We start from the raw sequence: 15,964 nt of genomic DNA, 5'->3' as shown, positions 1-15,964 counted from the left end.
AAATGGTGACGAAGCAATCCTCAGTGGATCCGGCGGCGGCGCCCGGCACGCCGAAAGTCGCGGTCCGAGCAGCCGAAAAGCGGGGGTACGGAGTGCCGATGGAGCAGCCCGAACGGGCCGGTCGGCCGGCGTCCGACGCCGGTCGTCCCGGTGGTGATGGCGCCGGTCGTGGTGGCGACGCCGCCGTTGGTCGTGGTGGCGGCACCGGTGTTGGTGGCGGTGGCGGCGCCGACGCCGACGCCGACGCTGGCCGTGGTGGCGGGATCGCCGTGCAGGACCGGCCGCGTCGGCCCCGCTGGCGTGAGCGGATCTCGCTGACCCTCGACCTCATCCGCGCCAACCCCACCGGCCGGATCGCACTCAAGATCTTCATCGCGATCGCCGGTGCGCTGGTGGTGACCATCGGCATCGCCCTCATTCCGCTTCCCGGGCCGGGCTGGCTGCTGGTGATCGCCGGCCTGGGCATCTGGGCCGTCGAATACCACTGGGCGCGACGGCTGCTCGGCTTCACCCGCCGCCACGTCCACGGATGGACACGCTGGGTGACGAGACAGTCGCTGCTGGTGCGAATCGTGCTCGGGTCCGTCGGCCTGGTCTTCGTGGCCACGGTGGTCTGGCTGTCCCTCAAGTACAGCCTCGGCATCGACGTGGTGGCCGAGGCGATGCGGTACCTCGCGACGCACTGACCCCGGATTTCCGGTCCGGTTCCACGATCGGGTAGAGTCAGTGGCGCTGAGGGCGATTAGCTCAGTGGGAGAGCGCTTCGTTCACACCGAAGAGGTCGCTGGTTCGATACCAGCATCGCCCACGCAGGTCAAAGGCCACTTCCCGGAAACGGGAGGTGGCCTTTCTGCTGTCGTACAGCAGCTAAGTACAGCAACGGCGTCAGTGGTCGAGTGAATCGCCAAGGCGTTTGAGGGCGTCTCTGGTCGCCTTGTTTGATACCTGCGTGTAGATCTCCATCGTCACGGAGAAGCGGGCGTGCCTCAGCACCTGCATGGCGACTCTGGGGTGGACGTCGAGGTCAGCGAGCAGCGTGGCGCAGGTGCGACGGGCGTCGTGGACGGTGATTGGCCTGACGTTGGTCTTCTCGCACCTCGCCTGCCACGACCGTTGGAAGTTGCGCGGCTCGATGGGTGTGCCGTAGCGGGTGGTGAATACGAGCCCGGTCTCGTGCCACGCCTTGCCGGCAGCTGCTTCAGCCTCATCGCGTTGCTGTTGTCTGAGCTTGAGAGCGGTTAGGCAGATGTCAGGCAGAGGCAGCATGGCGTCGGATGCCTGAGTCTTGGTGTCGCGGTGCAGGAGCTGCCCACGCACGCGTTGCAGCTGGCGACCGATGGTCAGCTCCCCAGCGTCGAGGTCGACGTCCTCCCACGTCAGTCCCAGCGCCTCGCCCTTGCGCAGGCCGGTCACGAGGACCAGGGCGTAGGCGGCGTAGAGCGGGTCATCATCGGCGCGGGCCGATTCGAGGAACGTGCGCGCCTCGTCGCTCGACCACGACTTGCCTCGTCGACGGCGGACGGTGGCCAGGGTGACCGCCACGGCCGGGTTCTTGGTGATGAGGTCTTCGGCCTGGGCGTAAGTGAGGGCAGCCCGCAGTGCGGCCCGAATATCGCTGACCGTGCGCGTCGAGGGAACCGCGTGGCAGCAGCGACCGACGGCGCAGCAGCGCCGCTTCTGCTTGAGGCGGGCGGCGTCCTTGCCCTGGGCGCAGCACTGGCATGTGCGGGCCACCTGGTTGATCCAGGTCTGCACGTCCCGCGGCTGGAGCCGGTCCAGTCGCTTGCCGCCGAGGCCGGGGGAGATGTAGCGGCGAACGAATGTCTCGTAGGTGGCGTAGGTCAGGGGCGCGCGGTTCGGTTGGATGATTTCGTTGAGCCAGTAGGTGAGGAAGCTGTCGACCGTCGGGACGGTGGTCGCCACCGGCCCGGCCTTGGCCTGCTGGTGCAACTTGATCCACTTGTCGTGCACTGCTTCGCGGGTCTTGCCGTAGACGTACTTCCGGGTGCGTCTGCCGTCCGGTTTGGTGACCCAGACGTAGGCGGCGAAGCCGTTGCGGTAGGGGAAGATGGAGCCTTCGCCGTTGGCGCGTGTGCGGGCGGGCATCAGGCGGCCTCCTGGCGCTCGACCTGCTCGCGGATGTAGTCGTCGACCCATTCGGGGAGGATGCGGCGGTACTTGCCGTCCTTGATGGAGCGCAGCTCGCCGGTAGCGATCTTCATCTTGACTTTGGAGATGCCGAAGCCGAGCAGGACAGCGACCTCGGCAGGGGAGTACCAGCGGGGGCGGAGGTCGTGGTTCATGCGGCGGCCCCGGTGAGCCAGGCTTCGTGGGCGAGTTCTTCCCGGCCGATGCGTCTGGCCTCGCGGCGCTGCGCGGCGGCGGTGTTGGCCAGGAGTGCGTCGCCTTCGGTGAGCCATCCGGAGCCGGCGTAGGTGAGGGTGCCGATGATGACGGTGCCGGGGGTGTCGTCGTTCTCTTCGCGGCGGTAGGTGGCGCGGGTGTCGCGGAGCACGCCGAAGGTGACGGAGTAGCGGCGGGCCTTGGTGAGGAAGTGGCCGCCGAAGCCGAGTATTCAGTCCCATGACATCTGTCAGTGTTGAAGTCTCGATACATGTGTCACTTGGCAGGGGCCTTGGGTGTGCTGGTCCATGGTGCCGGGTATGGCTTCTCGGCGGCGTGTCATGAATCTGCTCGATGCCCAGTTGGCTGCTGGGGTGCGGATCAACGCCGCCGAGTTCGCGCGTGAGCATGGGGTTTCGGTCCGTACCGTTTACCGGCATCAGGCACGGATCAGGGATGAGGGCGAGTGGCATGAGCGGTCCCGGCGGCCGCGTAGCAGTCCGCGGACGACGCCACCGGAGTTGGACGCCTGGATCTGCAAGCTGCGCGTCGAACTCGGCGTGGATAACGGGGCTGACTTCATTCGCGACGCGCTGATCGAGGTGCACGCCGCTACCGGTGCGCCGTGGCGGGTGCCGTCGCGATCGACGATCAACCGGGTCCTGGCCCGGCATGACCTGCTCGAACGGAACCCGGCGAAACGGCCGCGCAGCTCGTTTCGGCGGTTCGTCTACGCCCGGCCCCGCGACTGCTACCAAATTGACGCCACGAACGTCCGGCTCGCCGACGGCAGCCTCGCCGCGGTCTTCGACGTCCTGGACGACTGCACCCGAACCCTCGTCGGCTGTCACGCAACGAGCGCGGAGACCGCCGAAGGCGCGGTCACCGCGATCAGGCAGGCATTCGACGAGTACGGCACCCCGGCGATCGTGTTGTCCGACAACGGGACCGCGTTCACCAGCCGATTGACCCGGCCCGGATCGATCTCCACGTTCGTCCAGTGCCTCCTGGACCACAATGTCCGGCCGATCAACTCCAGCCCCTACCATCCGCAGACCTGCGGCAAGGTCGAACGCCACCACCAAACCCTCAAAAAATGGTTGAGCACCCACCCCGCCCCCGCAACCCGCGCGGAACTGCAGAACCTCCTCGACGTCTACCGCCGCTACTACAACACCCAACGACGCCACAGCGCCCTGCCGCGACGCGCCACCCCCGCCCAGGCATGGACACACGCGCCCAGCCTCGGCGGGCCGGCCAGCCTACCGATGCAAACCGACGCCACCCTGCACCGCTGCCTCGTGGGCAGCACCGGCGCCATCACCGTCGCCGGACACCGCACCAGCGTCGGCACCACCCACGCCGGCGCCACCATCACCGCCATCCGCGACCAGAGCCGGATCACCATCTACCACCAAGACGGCCAACCCCTCGGCCACTTCCACCTCACCCCCGACCGGACCTACATCAGCCTCACCCGAGCAGCCTGATCAACAACACCTGACACATCTATCGGGACTTCCCCTTGACACATGACTCGGGACAGCACACGCCGAAGCCGAGCATGTGCGCCCAGCGGCGAAGTCCGGCGTAGGCGTTCGGTTCCGTGTCAAGGCTGTCTTGACGGCCGTCGGCCGTTGTGGCGCCGCTGGCCGTGTCGGTGTCGGTGGGCCTGCCGAGGTGCCAGCACGCGTCGATGAGGCGGGCGAGGTGGTCGCCTTCCGGATCGGCGTAGTCGTCAATGGTGGCCGGGGTGAGCCGGGTGAAGGAGCGCCCGGTGGATTCGGTGGCCTTGGTGGCGTACTTGGCCAGGTAGGCGGCCACCTTGCCGTCGGTCAACTCGCCGTCGGCAATGTTGATCCGTCGCACGTCGAGCTGCTCGCCCCAGGCCACCACCCAGCCCTGCGGCCGGTCGGGGTGCGGAGGTGTGGTGACGACGATCTGCCGGGCAGCGGCATGAACTGCCGCGTCCAGGTCGTCCAGGGTGAGGCGGGCCGGCGGCGGAACGAGAGCATGCGAGTCAGGGTCGACACCGTCGAGGCGCAGCAGGACGTGGAAGTGCACGGCCGCCCTTCTCTGCATCTCGGCGACCTTGCCGTGCGACACCCGCACCGGCGGCACCCGGCGCACCTTGCCGGAATCGGTGACGACCTGGACGAAGGGAATGCCGCGACGTCGGCACAGTGCGGCGAGGTGACGTTCGATGGCCTGTTTGGTGCGCCGCCATAGTTCGCCGGAGAAGTAGTTCCAGACGGCCTGGTGGTCGTGGTCGTAGCAGTCCAGGCACAACGGCTGCCCGAGCCGCGGATCGTCGGCATCGTGGCGGGCGAAGCACGCCGCGGGCTGCCCGTGCTGGCAGGTGCCGGCGGCACTTCGGGCGCGGCAGGGAGTGGGCCGGCAGTCGCAGCGCTGCCGGGTGGCGCAGGTGTGGCGGGCGACGTGCCGGTGGTGGACCGCGCCGAAGGACGGGGCGGTGAAGGTGGCGAAGACGACCGGGTGCCGGCCGACCGAGTCAGGTACACCCTTGCCGCCGGTCAGGCCGCAGCGGACGACCTGGTAAGCGTCGCCAGCGTAGACCCAGGCGCAGTCTCGGCATTGCGATTCGCGTCGGTTGCCGCACGCCTTGTAGAGCGCCTGGTCGGGCAACTCATCGGTCCGGAGTTGGCCGGTGATGCGGCCCGTGGTCGTCTCGACGGCCGCGATGGTGCCGGTGAGGCGGATTGGCCGGGCACAGCCGCCGGCAGCGGCGGTGTGCTCAAGCCAGCCGGAGAACTCCGGGGTGGCGGCGCGGTGCAGGGCTTGGGCGTTCCGGCCAACGGCGGGGCCGGGCTTGTAAAGGGTGAGCGGGGTGGACACGGTCTTCTCCTCAGGGGGGTGGCAGGGACGGGAGACGAAGCACCACCAGCCGTGGACGTTGGTCCGCTGGTGGTGTTCGTCGTGTCTCCTGGCACCGCCGGGAGGGCGGCTGACGCCGGAGGGCGGGTTCGTGGTGGTGCCACGTCCCGCCGATTGTCGTGTCCTCTCACGCTCGTCGAGCTGGTGACGAAGGCCGGCACGGGTGGGAGCCTGGGATGTCGGCATCAGGCGGTTGCCGCAGGCTGCCCCCACCCGTGTAGGTGTGCGAATCCGGGCCATCGTGGACGGCAGTGAAGCCGTGCTGGGCCAATAAGTGGATTCGGAGGACCGGCGCGGTGGCCGGTGCGATCGGGAGCCGGCGGGACGGGACCCGCATCAGCGGCAGGAAGGCCGCTCGGCATCTCCGAAGTCGAGGCCAGCGATCCGGCAGGAAGGCTGCACTGGCGTGCTCGACGAGCGTCAGAGTAGCACCGGCTACCGACACGTCAACCCGCCGTGAAACTGCTGTCGAACCAACGCGGTTGCAGGCTCGGTTGGGCGCTGCCTACAGGGCAATGCGATTGTCGACCAATCGCTGTGCCGGACCGTTGTACTCGGTGAGACTGAAGCGGCGATGCCCATCGGTGGGATGCACGGTGACGGTGACAGTGCTCCCGTCTTCGAATCGCAGCGTGAAGACGGGATCGAGGTCGCACAGGAACGCAAACGCTTCGCGGTCCTCTTCGCTGTCACTGAGCAAGCGGCCGTCGGCCTCCCAGCCGGCGATGGCGGCGGCAATCACGACGGCCACCTCGACGCTGCCAAGCAGGGTGGATGAGTTCGCCCACCAGTCCAGCCAGCACCGGCCCTCGAAGCGGTCCATGGCGTCATCCTTTCAGGGCGGGGCCTGACTGGCCGCTGGTCGAGTGGGAGAACTTTCCTTACATCGATCAAGGCGGCCCGAGACGGGCCGCACGCGCCGCCGCCTGGGCGCATGTCCGTCGCTCCGCTGGCGCTCCGACTCCGGCCACGCAGAACGCCCGGCTGCTGGCGCGGAGGGCGGAAAGCCCGGGGGCCGCCGTAGACGGTGGCGGCGAGGGTGGTTGGGGTTGGTGGGCCGGCAGCCGGCCGGGCCGCGTCCGATCGGCGCGGCGCAGGGAAGGGCACGCCGGGTCCGCGCGGCGGATCGCGGCGGCGGGGCGGGTCGGGGTTACCGCGCCTCCGGCGGGGGCGCAACGACTCCGAGATGATCGGGGGTCCGTCGGCGCGTTGCGATCCGTGGGTGGTTGCGCAGGGCCACCCCGCCGGCCGGCGACCCGGGCGAGCCGAGCAGACCACCACCCGGCCCGCCAGCGTCCGACCGTGCGTCAAGGCCGTCTTGGCGTGGCGGACCGGGCGGCAGCCCGCTCCCCATGAGGGCGGGTCGGCGGCAGACGGGATGGCGGTTGGGTGCTCCTCTTTGTGGGAACGATCCTCGATACTCCCTCCATGACTTCCGTCTGGCCGGTTCTTGTAGTCGCAGCACTTGGCGTGATCAGTACCCTCGGTGCTGCACTTTCGACTCAGATCCTGACAACCCGCCGGGACGAGCGCCGATGGGTTCTAGAACGCGAGCGCGAGCAAGAGCGATGGCTGCGTGAGCGGGAGGACCGGGCAGCGCAATGGCAACGCGAGGACGAACTTCGTCATCGTGAGTCGCGCGAGGAGATGTACACCCGATTCATGCGAGCGCTCTGGAATTGGGGGCGGCAGGCTGTGCTGTATAGGAAGGCGATCGAGGCTAAACAGGAGCGGCCTGACAGTAGCGCTCTGGTCAAGGCGCATGACGAGGCTGTGGAGATCATGGCCGAACTGGAGCTTGCCGCTTCTGATCCTGTTCGTGACGCCGCGCGTAACTGTTGCAATTCGATGTACAGCTTTTGCACTAAGGTGGCCGAAGGTGAGAATAATTCTACCCTCGCATACGAACTGCATGACGCGTACAAATTGTTTGCCAGGAAGGCCGTTGAACTAATGCGTTCGGATCGCGGCTTGATGTCGATGCCGCTAGGTGGAAAAATTGGACCTAATCCGAAAGAAAGTTAGAGGCAACTGATTGACTAACTAAGTGGCGATCGGGTGCGGACGCTAGCGGACGAGCACGGACGATGGCGGACCGGGTTTCCCAGGCCAAGGGCAGCAGCTCACGTGACATTGCTGGTTTCCTGGGGGTCAAGGGGGTCGCGGGGATAGGGCCATCGTGTGGCGTCAGGTGCGCGTGTTATCTCGCGATCTACGCTTGCGCGCGATCCTCGCGCGCATGGTCATAGCGAATCCAGGTGCCGCGTCCCTCGCGTGACCTTTTGTCTTGAGCTTCTTCCCACTCGCGAATGTAGCTTGGCACCGCCGGGAGTGGTTCGCTACGGAGGTAAGCAGCGATTTGTTCGATAACGTAACTGCTCGTCCTTGACCCCGTGAAGAGTGGGTGGAGGTTCCCTCCCAGTTTTTGATGGATTGCATCGGGCCAGGACATCACAGCCAAGCCGAGCTTGATTCGGTCCCGTAGTTCCGGACTTCGAATTAGGAGCGCTTGCGCACCAAGAATCGACTTCTTGTTGTCAATCTCTATCGCTGCGGAACGAGTCAAATACCCATCAGTCGACTCGGCCCCTTCGCGGCTGTATACATCAGAGATTTCAACGCTTGCAGTGAGTGCCGACATTGCCGCATCTTCGGACCTTGTTCGCATCTCGGCCCGCCTAGCGGTTCGGCTCTGGACCACCTGGCCGGCAAGAACAAAGGCACCACCCATTAGGCCGCCAATTGCTGCGGTAAGCAGGCTTACGACTTCTGGGTTCATTGCCCCTCCGGACAGATGGTTAGGATTCAGGAGGTAGGGGATACTTCCAAGTTCGATCCTCGCCCGCCTTGGGATCGGTCCAGGTCACCGTAATCGTGCTGTCCTTGGTCCCGAAGGTGCGCGCCGCAAGAAATGGAATCGCCTCATGTGGCCCTACCTCCTTCGGAGCTTCATTTAGGCCAAGCAGAGGCAAGGACTCGTGCGCCGAGATGCGGACGTTCCTGGCCCCTGCGTTGCCAACGTTGGTCAGCAGATATCGGGAGCGATGCTGATGCACGAGGGTCCATCGGACAGCCGCCGCCTGGCTGTTCGTGACAGCCCCCTTGCTGTTCGCTGCCATCGTTTCCAGAGCTTCCACGACCCGGCTGGTGTACTCCTCCGCCAAGGCCGCTGCCGCCTCTGTACGAGCCGCGGTCGCCTCAGCCTGCTCTCGCTGAAGCTTCTGCCCGTCCCTGGTGACCTTCTCTTGGCGGATCATCACGATCGTGGTGGCGATGCCAACCGCTAGAGCCACCACGACACCGAGAACGGTCGCTTGGTCGGCAAAAGCCTGCCAATCCGCTGCGAGGGGTCGCACAGTCAACAGCACGGCGTCGACGCTAACCAGGTGGCGCAAGCGTCTGCCAGACGCCACACGACGCACGCGGGCATGACAGCGGCCCCGAGCTACGGAAGTATTGCCGGGTGGCCGCGACCGAAGTAGCTCTCTGGGTACCTCTCGCCTCCGGCGCTCTCGGCATCCTGGGAGCCCTAGCCGGCACGGGGATCACTCAACGGGCCACCAGGATGCGCGAGGATCGCCGCTGGGAACGAGAGCGCGAGCTGGACCAGGAGCGCCACGATCGTGAGCGCCTGGCGCGACAGCGCGAACGTCGGGCTGCCCTTTACGTGGACCTGGCCGAGTACACGCAGGGTGAGCAATCCACCTTGGAGGCCACGACTGACGAGTACAGCGACAGCCCAGTCGAGGTGCCAGACCTTCAGCATCCCGATCGCTTGACAGCGCGAGTGAAGTTGTACGCCTCGCCTCAAGTGGGCGAGAGCTGGGCCGCTCTAGTTCGGGCCATGGAGCGCATCCGCTGGGAGTGGTTCGAAGGCGACGTCAACGAGAACGAACACCACAGGTGGCTTGATCCGGACAACCCCGCTGCGGTGGAGCTGGGCAAGGCCATCAAGGATATGCAATTGGTGCTGAGGGCAGCCGCAGACGGGGACGCCTGAGCCACATGCAACCGGGTGACCAACTGGGTGACGACGGATGCGAGCAAGGATGGACGTCGGTGGACGCTGGCGGACTGCTCCGACAGGTCAACCAGCATGTCCGGCCAGCTCCTTGACCGCTGATCGTTCTTTCGGGACGAACCTGCCCTCGTGCCCGCTGCGTGCCCGACCGCCCAGTCAACAGGGGTCAGCAAGGGGCCTGACTGCTAGATGCAAGCCGCAGCCACCAGCGTCGTGGCCTGCTCACGGAACGGGCCGACACACCTTCCAAACTGACGGTGCTCACTGAGTCGGATTGCGCTGCTTTGCGTAGCGGAAAGCAAGCCGTCTGATCGTGGTCTCGCCCTCGGCTGCTGGTAGCCAGCTGGCTTCCGTGTGCGATTCGGTCTCATCCCACTCGGGGATGTCGGCGGGGTCGTGGCCTCCGATGCCCAGCGACACTTCGCTGTGGCGGGCGCGGAAGTAGAAGCGCTCACCGTACGGCAGAGAGCCTTCCACCTGCACTGGAGCTGCCGCGCACGTCAGATGCGCCTCCCAGCCCTCACTCCGGAGGGTGGCGATGAGCTGGAGCCAGGATGCCACGTGCTCCTGGTGCCACCGCTGGCGCGCAGTTTCCTGATCCATGACGTCCATGGTGCTGCATTGGGACCTGGCTTTGTGCATGGGGGAGCGCGGACTGAGTGACTAACTGGGTGACGACCGCGACGGACACACACGGACGTGCGGGGATGATGTCGGACGGTATTCACTGCTCAGCGCTCGTCCCATGCCAGCTCACGAGATCGTGTCGGTTGCCTGGGGGTCAAGGAGTCGAACGCCATCGCGTCCGCTGAGCGCCCGGTAGGCCGGCTGACATCGGCCGGTCGCCGCTTTGCCTTCGGGGAGGGTCCATCCCGCTGTGGGACAGTCCCGAGGGCTGGAAGGCTGTACCGTCCGACCGTGCAAAGCCCAGCGCCGAGGACCCCTACCGGGCCGTCACTGGCGGCTGCCTTCCCGGCCCATCTTCAGCGGGACGTGCAGACCGTCTTGAAGCTCCTGCCGTCGGCACCCTTGAAGCCGGCCCTGCCGTTCGGTGTAACCGTCGATGAGCAGCCACTGGTCATCCCGTACCGCATCTACCAGGCCGAACCTCCAGCCGGTGCGGAGACCAGCCTGCCGCCGACCCAGCTCGCGATTCTCAACTGCCTCTACACGCGTCACCACGACGGTCGAGTACGGCAGCGACGGCTTAAGCACGTTCTGACGCTGAACGAGCCATGGGTGGTCCCATTCGTGGTCCGGCTCGTCGGGGAGTACGTCCTAGAGATCCTGCTCGACATCCGCCGTGAACTCGTCGAGCTCGACGACCCCACGACCCCGCAGCACACTGTCTATGGACAGGTTCTCGCCGCCAACCCGTCCTTCCTCGCCGTCACGCGTCAGCGAGTGGCGAGCTACTGGGCCTGCTACTACCGGCATCTGTACTCCGACCGCCGTTATTACCCGGGCTCTACGCTCATCGAGTCCATGCGAGCCGCAGCAAGGCACCGCAGCGCCCCCACCAGGTCACGACATCCTCGTGTCTAGACGATGGGCAACGCGCCGTCGTAGTCCATCCCGATGTCGCGGGCGATTCCCAAGATCAGGCCGTATCCAGGCCGTCAGAGGTGAACCAAGAGCAACGAACGTTGACCAGCGATGACCGATGAATGCACAGCTCAGACGGCATCTTGTCCGGGTTGATCGACTATGCCCTCACCGTTGATCAATACAACGCCAAGTGAACCGGACTAGCGCTTGTGGCTGAATTTCCTCATTGTTCGACTTTTTCGCCACCAAGGAATTGGAGGGTCGGTGATGAGGCGTTGCGGCTGTTCGCGTCCGTGCCTGTTCCATCGAAGCCCGGTAGCATCAGTAAAGGTTGCATAGGTGTCGAAGTAGGCCGCAGGATAGGTTTCACCGTCATGTGGCAGGACGTTGGCCAGCTTCCAGCGCAGCGTAGCTTCTTCCCCCGCAGCTAGCTCATCGCGGAGTACACCGCAAGCATCTTCCTCGCCGGCTCTGGTTGCCCCGAACTCAATCTCGAAAACCGGTGCGGTGCTGTGGTTTTTGATCGTGACTACTATTTCTCGGATCAAGTTGTTCACGATTCGAGCCGGCATTGCCCGGACTGTAATCAATCGAGCCTGGGCAGCCTCTCGGTCTCTCGACTCGCTGCGTCTGGCTCGGATCTCATGCCAGAGGAGGCCGAGAGCGGCTGCTGCGGCGAGAGCCGAGACCGCTGCCCCTGCAACCGTTCCCCATCCCTGTAGCCAGTCGGTGATGTTAGGCGGGTCTGTCACCTGGTGCACGGGGGCAGGGTATGGGTCGAAAGCAAGGTTGGCCCTGCGCCTACTCCGTCACGAAGACGCCAACGCCGGGAAGCGTTTCAGTCATCCCTTTGATCCGTAGTACCTGCATGGCCCGGTCGATCACCGGCTCGGTGACCCCGTAGTGCTCGATCAACTCGCGCCGACTGGGCAGCTTGGAGCCCGGCTGGAACTCGCCTGACGCGATGCGTTCGGCGAGGTCGTCGGCAATCTGCTCGTAGCGGTAACGCGGCGGCACGTGGTTCTCCTCGGTTGGCAACACGAGTAGACCACCTACGTCAGCCCTTGACTACCCAACGGTACCTGTGGGAGGTTGCCGAGGAGGTCGATTCCCTCGGTTGGCGCTGTGGGCCGTCCTCGCCGGCGTGGATGTTCGGCGCGTCCCCCGCGTTCGGGCATCCACGCCTCCAGATTGCTCTGGCACAAGGAGACGGTCGTGCTCCCTTCGACGACGGCAGGGCAGACCCGGGCGCGGGCGGGCGAGGCGAGCCGGTGAAGCGAGTTTCGTACGACGAGTACGTGCTGGCGGTGGCACTGACTCTCGCTCGCCGTCACCGGCCCGTCTGGTCCTGGCGGTACTGGCGGCGCATCTGCCGCTGCGGAGGTGAGCTGCCATGCCGAAGCCTCCACCGCATCCCGATCAACCGCGGTCACTGGCCCAGCCAGGACGGCCCGCAGTGACCACTCACCACCCGGTCAAGCCAGCCTGGACGTGCGGCGGCTGTGCGGGGGAGTGGCCTTGCCAGAGCCGGCGCCGAGAGCTGCGAGCCGAGTACGATCGAGCCCCGGTGTCACTCGCCCTGTACCTGGCCGCCCATCTCGTCGACGCCACCCAGGATCTGGCCCACGTTCCCGCCGGCCACCTGCATCACCGATTCCTCGGCTGGACCCGATGAGCATCCTGCGGCCGGGCGACGAAAAGTTCCACTACAGCGACGGCTCGCACAAGTGGATCCCACCGGACCCGGACTACGACCAGGAGGTCTGGGACGAGCAGGTCCGCCAGCACAAGCACGGCCACCTCAGGAACGAGCGCCCGAAGGTCCGCATCCAGCGCCTCGTGTGACGCCAGCAGTACAGCAGCGAAGTACAGCAACTGTGCCAGCCGGACCGAGCCGAGAGGCACGCCAACAGCCCGTCTGACCTCGCATCAAGCCCGATCCGATCACGCTGCCGAGAGTTCACACCGAAGTGGTCAGGGCTCGGTGCTCCTTGCATTGCTTGTGGTCCGCGGTCGCGGGTCGCTGGTCGTCACACTGACAGGTCCTCTATACATCGATGTCCGGTCGGGCACTCCCGCTGTGCCGGACCAGTAGCTGGTCCCGTTAACTGAGACAGCGATCCCACTCGCGACGCCGTGAACAGCGCATTCTCGGTGCTGACCTCTTCGGCGAATCCGAGGGTGTCAAACACGGGCGGCTCGCTGCGCGTCGGCGCGGCCGGGATCACACTGGTCAAGCGCCAGTCTTCTGGTCGAACGGCAGGCCCTGTCCCTCCCGACCGACGACGGTTTCTTCCGGTCCTTTTCGCGACAGCCGGAGCGGCGACCGAACCGGCGGTCGGCCTCATGGCGCGACCCGCGCCGCCGTGGTCATCGGGGCGAGTGGGCTCTGGCCGGCGCCGACGGGCAGTGTCCGAGGTGGCAGGCAGCCAACGAACCAGTGCCGCCAGTCCCCTAAGACGAGGGGTAGGCCGCCCAGCTCGCGGGCCCGACGAGCGGCGGTCCGGGAGACGACGGATACTCGCCTGATGACTGGACCGGAACTCGACCCCGAACAATATCCGCCCATCGACCCGCGCGAACCGGTGCCCGACGACGCGGGCCTCCTTCTGCCGGGCGCGGCGGACGAACTGCCCGAAGCCCCAGCTGAACCGATGCCGGACGATGGTGGCAACGCCGGCGGCGTACGCGAGCCGGCATAGATCCCTCCGCGAACGAGCGCGACACAAGCCCGACCGCCGACGCCGCCGCCGACGGCGCTCGACACGTCGGGCGCCGCCCGCCGGATCCGCATACGCCGACGGCTACCCGGCACCCCGCCGCGCCCTCACCCCAGACGAACTGTCCGACATCAACGCCCCCGCACGAAGCGTGCGGCATCGACATAGTCCACTGGTGGTAGTAGCGGGTTCGCCAGGGTGAGCCGTCGGCGATCAGAATCCTCATCGGCCGCGGAGTACTCACCGCCGCTGCCGCCTCCATGGCTGCCGGCCCCACCGTGAGTACTCGGCGTTCAGTTCGACACAGGGTCGGCGTCGGTCGGGGCGGCTCCGAGATGCGGGCTTGTCAGGCCGTCAGGCATGTGCCGAGGCGCGCCAGAGGCGAAGTGCTCGGTAGCGAAGGGGCTGGGAGAGTTCGCGCGAGTCCTTCATGTCGGCCAGTACGTCCAGCAGATCCCGGGTGGGCCATCCGGCGTCCAACCAATCGAGTGCCAGGTTCGGCCAGTGCTCCCCCCAAGCGGTGAGCGCGAACCGCACGAGAGCGGGAAGCGGCGTGTCGGCAACAGGCACGTCAGAAAATGCCGCCCTGACCTCGCTCGGGGTGCGCTCCAGCAGTGGCAACAGCCACACCAGCCGGTCCACGGCCGGGTAGACCAACCCGTCGGCAGCGCCCTGGATCAGCCAGGTCCCGGCACCATCCCGCACGAGGAGCAGGCCGTTGCTGACCTTTAACGTCAGGTGGGGACGATCGTCGGCAGCGCCCATGTCGAACAGCCTGTCATGCCGTGATAAGGCGCGCCATTCGAGAAGAGGGCCGGTGATGGCCGAGGCGGGTCAGAGTCGGTATTGCGTCCTGTTTCACAGCGGTCACAGCCGGATCTGCAGCCGACCGTTGCTCGCTGAGAGGCACAAACCTCCGTCACTCTCCGTACGCGTTTGGCGAGGACCTCATGTACGCACATGGCGAGATCGGTGCGTTCGTGAGATCAGCCGGCTCGCCAACCGGCCGGGTCGATACCGCCGGGCACTGGCGCCGCGCGGTCGTAGGGCTGCCGGGTGAAGATGAAGGTGCCAAGATCGAGGTGGCTGACGGCGCCAGCGGCGTCGCGTCGCACCTGCAGCCGTTCGCCGGCGAAGTAGCCGTTGATTCCCTCCCAGCCGCCGTCGTCGGTGGGGCGTAGCCGGGTGCCGCGCCCGCCGGACAGCGGGGTCAACTCCAGGACGCCACCAGCTTGCGGGCGCAGCACATAAGGGGCCGGCCCCCAGTACCACGGGCCGGCGAGATCCAGTAGCTGTGAGTCAATTGAGGGCAGTGGTCGCCACGGCGCCGGGATCCGCGGCTCCCGCTCGGCGACCGTCTGCAGGAGATCGGCGGCGAGCGTACCGGCGGACAGGCCGGCGGTCACGTTTCCCATCACGACCGCGCCCAGAGCGTCATCGGGGCTGACCCACACGGTTGCGACGAAGCCCGGCATCGAGCCGGTGTGCCCGGACAATAGTCGGCCGTCGCGGTGCAGCAGCTGCATGCCGAGCCCGTAGCCGCTGTCTGAGTCCGTCGCCTCCGGTGGGCTCGCCGGGTTGCGCATCTGCGCGACGGTGTCCGGATGGAGCACCCGGTCGTCGCCGTCGATGAGGAACGCGGCGAACCTGGCCAGGTCCGTTGCGGTCGACCACAGCTGTCCGGCGGGCGCCATCAGAGCGGTGTCCACGGCGGGCTCCGCTAGAAGCACGTCGGCCCAGGGATGCACTGCCCAGCCCGTGGCATGCGGCGCGACCGGCAGCAGGGTGGTGCGGGTCATCGCGAGCGGCTCCAGCACCTCGCGTCGTAGCACCTCGCCCCACGCCTGGCCCCGAACCCGTTGCACCAGGGCGCCGAGCAGTGCATAGCCGGGGTTGGAGTAGTGGTGGCGCTGTCCAGGCGGATGGATCTGCGGATCGCTGCCCAGCACGTCGGCCAGGTCGGGTCGTAGCGTGCCTGGGGTTCGTTCCCACCACGGGCCGGGCGCCTCAGCGATCAGCCCAGCGGTGTGCGCCAGCAGCGCACCGACCGTGGCCTGGCCCGCCGCCGTGCCGGGGAGATGGTCTGCCAGCGGGTCGGTAAGCGCGAGTCGCCCCTCGTCGCGCAGGCGCAGTACCAGCACCGCGAGGAAAGTCTTGGTGATCGAGCCGATCCGGTATTGGAGGTTGCCATCCGGCACCCTGCCGTCCACCGTTCCCCACCCGTCCATCCACACAGGACGGCCATCACGCACCACGGCAGCGACGACCGAAGGCGCCCGACCCGCTACCTGACCAGTGGCCAGCCGGTGGACCAGCGCACGTCGGGTTTCGGGTAGCAGCGGCGTCGGGATCGGTGACATGCGGGCAAACCTACCGGTGCCCGCACTGCCTCGTAACGATCTGACGCGTGTGGATCTGCCGCTGATGAGGCGTGGCG

Annotated in this window: 17 protein-coding genes, 1 tRNA gene and 1 pseudogene; 8 read left to right on the top strand and 11 right to left on the bottom strand. The window is 66.7% G+C overall.

The genetic code is table 11. The features are described from left to right. Positions 1-23 precede the first annotated feature (23 nt). Complete coding sequence (locus OH804_RS19230; RefSeq protein WP_406066586.1) at positions 24-686, top strand: TIGR02611 family protein; 663 nt, start codon at positions 24-26, stop codon at positions 684-686. A 50-nt stretch (positions 687-736) separates the two neighbouring features. After that, positions 737-808: transfer RNA gene (locus OH804_RS19225), tRNA-Val, on the top strand. 77 nt (positions 809-885) lie between these two features. Here the strand turns inward: OH804_RS19225 and OH804_RS19220 are convergent. From OH804_RS19220 to OH804_RS19210, 3 genes and pseudogenes are all read right to left on the bottom strand, one after another. Continuing rightward, positions 886-2,106, bottom strand: coding sequence for a tyrosine-type recombinase/integrase (locus OH804_RS19220; RefSeq protein ID WP_406058596.1), 1,221 nt, complete (start codon positions 2,104-2,106; stop codon positions 886-888). Beyond that, positions 2,106-2,303, bottom strand: a complete 198-nt coding sequence (locus OH804_RS19215) for an excisionase family DNA-binding protein (RefSeq protein WP_089001262.1) — start codon at positions 2,301-2,303, stop codon at positions 2,106-2,108. The genes OH804_RS19220 and OH804_RS19215 overlap by 1 nt, the downstream gene beginning before the upstream one ends. Then, a pseudogene (locus OH804_RS19210) lies at positions 2,300-2,575 on the bottom strand (replication initiator); the annotation flags it as partial. The gene OH804_RS19215 and the pseudogene OH804_RS19210, both read right to left, overlap by 4 nt. Before the next feature lie 109 nt (positions 2,576-2,684). Between OH804_RS19210 and OH804_RS19205 the strand changes: the two are divergent. After that, positions 2,685-3,833: a DDE-type integrase/transposase/recombinase gene (locus tag OH804_RS19205; protein WP_406058593.1), complete on the top strand. Its 1,149-nt coding sequence runs from the start codon at positions 2,685-2,687 to the stop codon at positions 3,831-3,833. A gap of 19 nt (positions 3,834-3,852) precedes the next feature. On the opposite strand, the gene OH804_RS19200 is transcribed toward OH804_RS19205, so the two are convergent. Next, entirely contained in the window at positions 3,853-5,199 is a 1,347-nt protein-coding gene (locus OH804_RS19200) for a replication initiator (RefSeq protein ID WP_406058591.1), read from the bottom strand. Positions 5,200-5,743: 544 nt separating this feature from the next. Further along, entirely contained in the window at positions 5,744-6,061 is a 318-nt protein-coding gene (locus OH804_RS19195) for a hypothetical protein (RefSeq protein WP_406058589.1), read from the bottom strand. 605 nt (positions 6,062-6,666) lie between these two features. Here OH804_RS19195 and OH804_RS19190 point away from each other — a divergent pair. Then, positions 6,667-7,263 carry a hypothetical protein gene (locus OH804_RS19190; RefSeq protein ID WP_406058588.1) on the top strand — a complete coding sequence of 199 codons (597 nt, stop codon included), beginning with the start codon at positions 6,667-6,669 and terminating at the stop codon, positions 7,261-7,263. Positions 7,264-8,036: 773 nt separating this feature from the next. Here the strand turns inward: OH804_RS19190 and OH804_RS19185 are convergent. Further along, entirely contained in the window at positions 8,037-8,606 is a 570-nt protein-coding gene (locus tag OH804_RS19185) for a hypothetical protein (RefSeq protein ID WP_406058586.1), read from the bottom strand. A gap of 197 nt (positions 8,607-8,803) precedes the next feature. Here OH804_RS19185 and OH804_RS19180 point away from each other — a divergent pair, with 197 nt between their 5' ends. Then, positions 8,804-9,238 (top strand): hypothetical protein, encoded by a 435-nt coding sequence (locus tag OH804_RS19180; protein WP_406058584.1) that lies wholly within the window; start codon positions 8,804-8,806, stop codon positions 9,236-9,238. Between the two features lie 282 nt (positions 9,239-9,520). Here OH804_RS19180 and OH804_RS19175 read toward each other — a convergent pair whose 3' ends face one another. Beyond that, entirely contained in the window at positions 9,521-9,862 is a 342-nt protein-coding gene (locus OH804_RS19175; RefSeq protein WP_406058582.1) for a hypothetical protein, read from the bottom strand. Positions 9,863-10,252: 390 nt separating this feature from the next. Here OH804_RS19175 and OH804_RS19170 point away from each other — a divergent pair, with 390 nt between their 5' ends. Next, on the top strand, positions 10,253-10,804 hold the full coding sequence (locus OH804_RS19170) for a hypothetical protein (RefSeq protein WP_406058580.1): 552 nt from the start codon (positions 10,253-10,255) through the stop codon (positions 10,802-10,804). Between the two features lie 203 nt (positions 10,805-11,007). Here OH804_RS19170 and OH804_RS19165 read toward each other — a convergent pair whose 3' ends face one another. Both OH804_RS19165 and OH804_RS19160 read right to left on the bottom strand, forming a co-directional pair. Continuing rightward, positions 11,008-11,379: a hypothetical protein gene (locus tag OH804_RS19165; protein WP_406058578.1), complete on the bottom strand. Its 372-nt coding sequence runs from the start codon at positions 11,377-11,379 to the stop codon at positions 11,008-11,010. A 229-nt stretch (positions 11,380-11,608) separates the two neighbouring features. Further along, entirely contained in the window at positions 11,609-11,848 is a 240-nt protein-coding gene (locus OH804_RS19160; protein ID WP_357833235.1) for a GntR family transcriptional regulator, read from the bottom strand. 630 nt (positions 11,849-12,478) lie between these two features. On the opposite strand from OH804_RS19160, the gene OH804_RS19155 reads away from it, so the two are divergent. Continuing rightward, the gene (locus OH804_RS19155; protein ID WP_167362340.1) at positions 12,479-12,652 is read left to right on the top strand and encodes a hypothetical protein; all 174 of its coding nucleotides are present in this window, start codon (positions 12,479-12,481) and stop codon (positions 12,650-12,652) included. Positions 12,653-13,335: 683 nt separating this feature from the next. Further along, positions 13,336-13,509 (top strand): hypothetical protein, encoded by a 174-nt coding sequence (locus OH804_RS19150; protein ID WP_196921839.1) that lies wholly within the window; start codon positions 13,336-13,338, stop codon positions 13,507-13,509. Positions 13,510-13,881: 372 nt separating this feature from the next. Here the strand turns inward: OH804_RS19150 and OH804_RS19145 are convergent, their stop codons facing one another. Next, complete coding sequence (locus OH804_RS19145; RefSeq protein ID WP_196921840.1) at positions 13,882-14,292, bottom strand: hypothetical protein; 411 nt, start codon at positions 14,290-14,292, stop codon at positions 13,882-13,884. 221 nt (positions 14,293-14,513) lie between these two features. Then, the gene (locus tag OH804_RS19140) at positions 14,514-15,887 is read right to left on the bottom strand and encodes a serine hydrolase domain-containing protein (RefSeq protein ID WP_406058575.1); all 1,374 of its coding nucleotides are present in this window, start codon (positions 15,885-15,887) and stop codon (positions 14,514-14,516) included. Positions 15,888-15,964: the final 77 nt, after the last annotated feature.

It is taken from the genome of Micromonospora sp. NBC_00860 (assembly GCF_045207375.1).
GTDB classification, from domain to species: domain Bacteria; phylum Actinomycetota; class Actinomycetes; order Mycobacteriales; family Micromonosporaceae; genus Micromonospora; species Micromonospora vinacea.
The sequence above is the reverse complement of the archived record's forward strand: the minus strand, read 5'-3'. Positions and strand labels throughout refer to the sequence as shown.

Excerpts from the sequence above, each read along its gene's own strand:
- OH804_RS19220 (WP_406058596.1), bottom strand. The coding sequence starts at position 2,106 with ATGCCCGCCCGCACACGCGCCAACGGCGAAGGCTCCATCTTCCCCTAC.
- OH804_RS19215 (WP_089001262.1), bottom strand. The coding sequence starts at position 2,303 with ATGAACCACGACCTCCGCCCCCGCTGGTACTCCCCTGCCGAGGTCGCT.
- OH804_RS19205 (WP_406058593.1), top strand. The coding sequence starts at position 2,685 with ATGAATCTGCTCGATGCCCAGTTGGCTGCTGGGGTGCGGATCAACGCC.
- OH804_RS19195 (WP_406058589.1), bottom strand. The coding sequence starts at position 6,061 with ATGGACCGCTTCGAGGGCCGGTGCTGGCTGGACTGGTGGGCGAACTCA.
- OH804_RS19190 (WP_406058588.1), top strand. The coding sequence starts at position 6,667 with ATGACTTCCGTCTGGCCGGTTCTTGTAGTCGCAGCACTTGGCGTGATC.
- OH804_RS19180 (WP_406058584.1), top strand. The coding sequence starts at position 8,804 with ATGCGCGAGGATCGCCGCTGGGAACGAGAGCGCGAGCTGGACCAGGAG.
- OH804_RS19175 (WP_406058582.1), bottom strand. The coding sequence starts at position 9,862 with ATGGATCAGGAAACTGCGCGCCAGCGGTGGCACCAGGAGCACGTGGCA.
- OH804_RS19165 (WP_406058578.1), bottom strand. The coding sequence starts at position 11,379 with ATGCCGGCTCGAATCGTGAACAACTTGATCCGAGAAATAGTAGTCACG.
- OH804_RS19155 (WP_167362340.1), top strand. The coding sequence starts at position 12,479 with ATGAGCATCCTGCGGCCGGGCGACGAAAAGTTCCACTACAGCGACGGC.
- OH804_RS19150 (WP_196921839.1), top strand. The coding sequence starts at position 13,336 with ATGACTGGACCGGAACTCGACCCCGAACAATATCCGCCCATCGACCCG.
- OH804_RS19145 (WP_196921840.1), bottom strand. The coding sequence starts at position 14,292 with ATGGGCGCTGCCGACGATCGTCCCCACCTGACGTTAAAGGTCAGCAAC.
- OH804_RS19140 (WP_406058575.1), bottom strand. The coding sequence starts at position 15,887 with ATGTCACCGATCCCGACGCCGCTGCTACCCGAAACCCGACGTGCGCTG.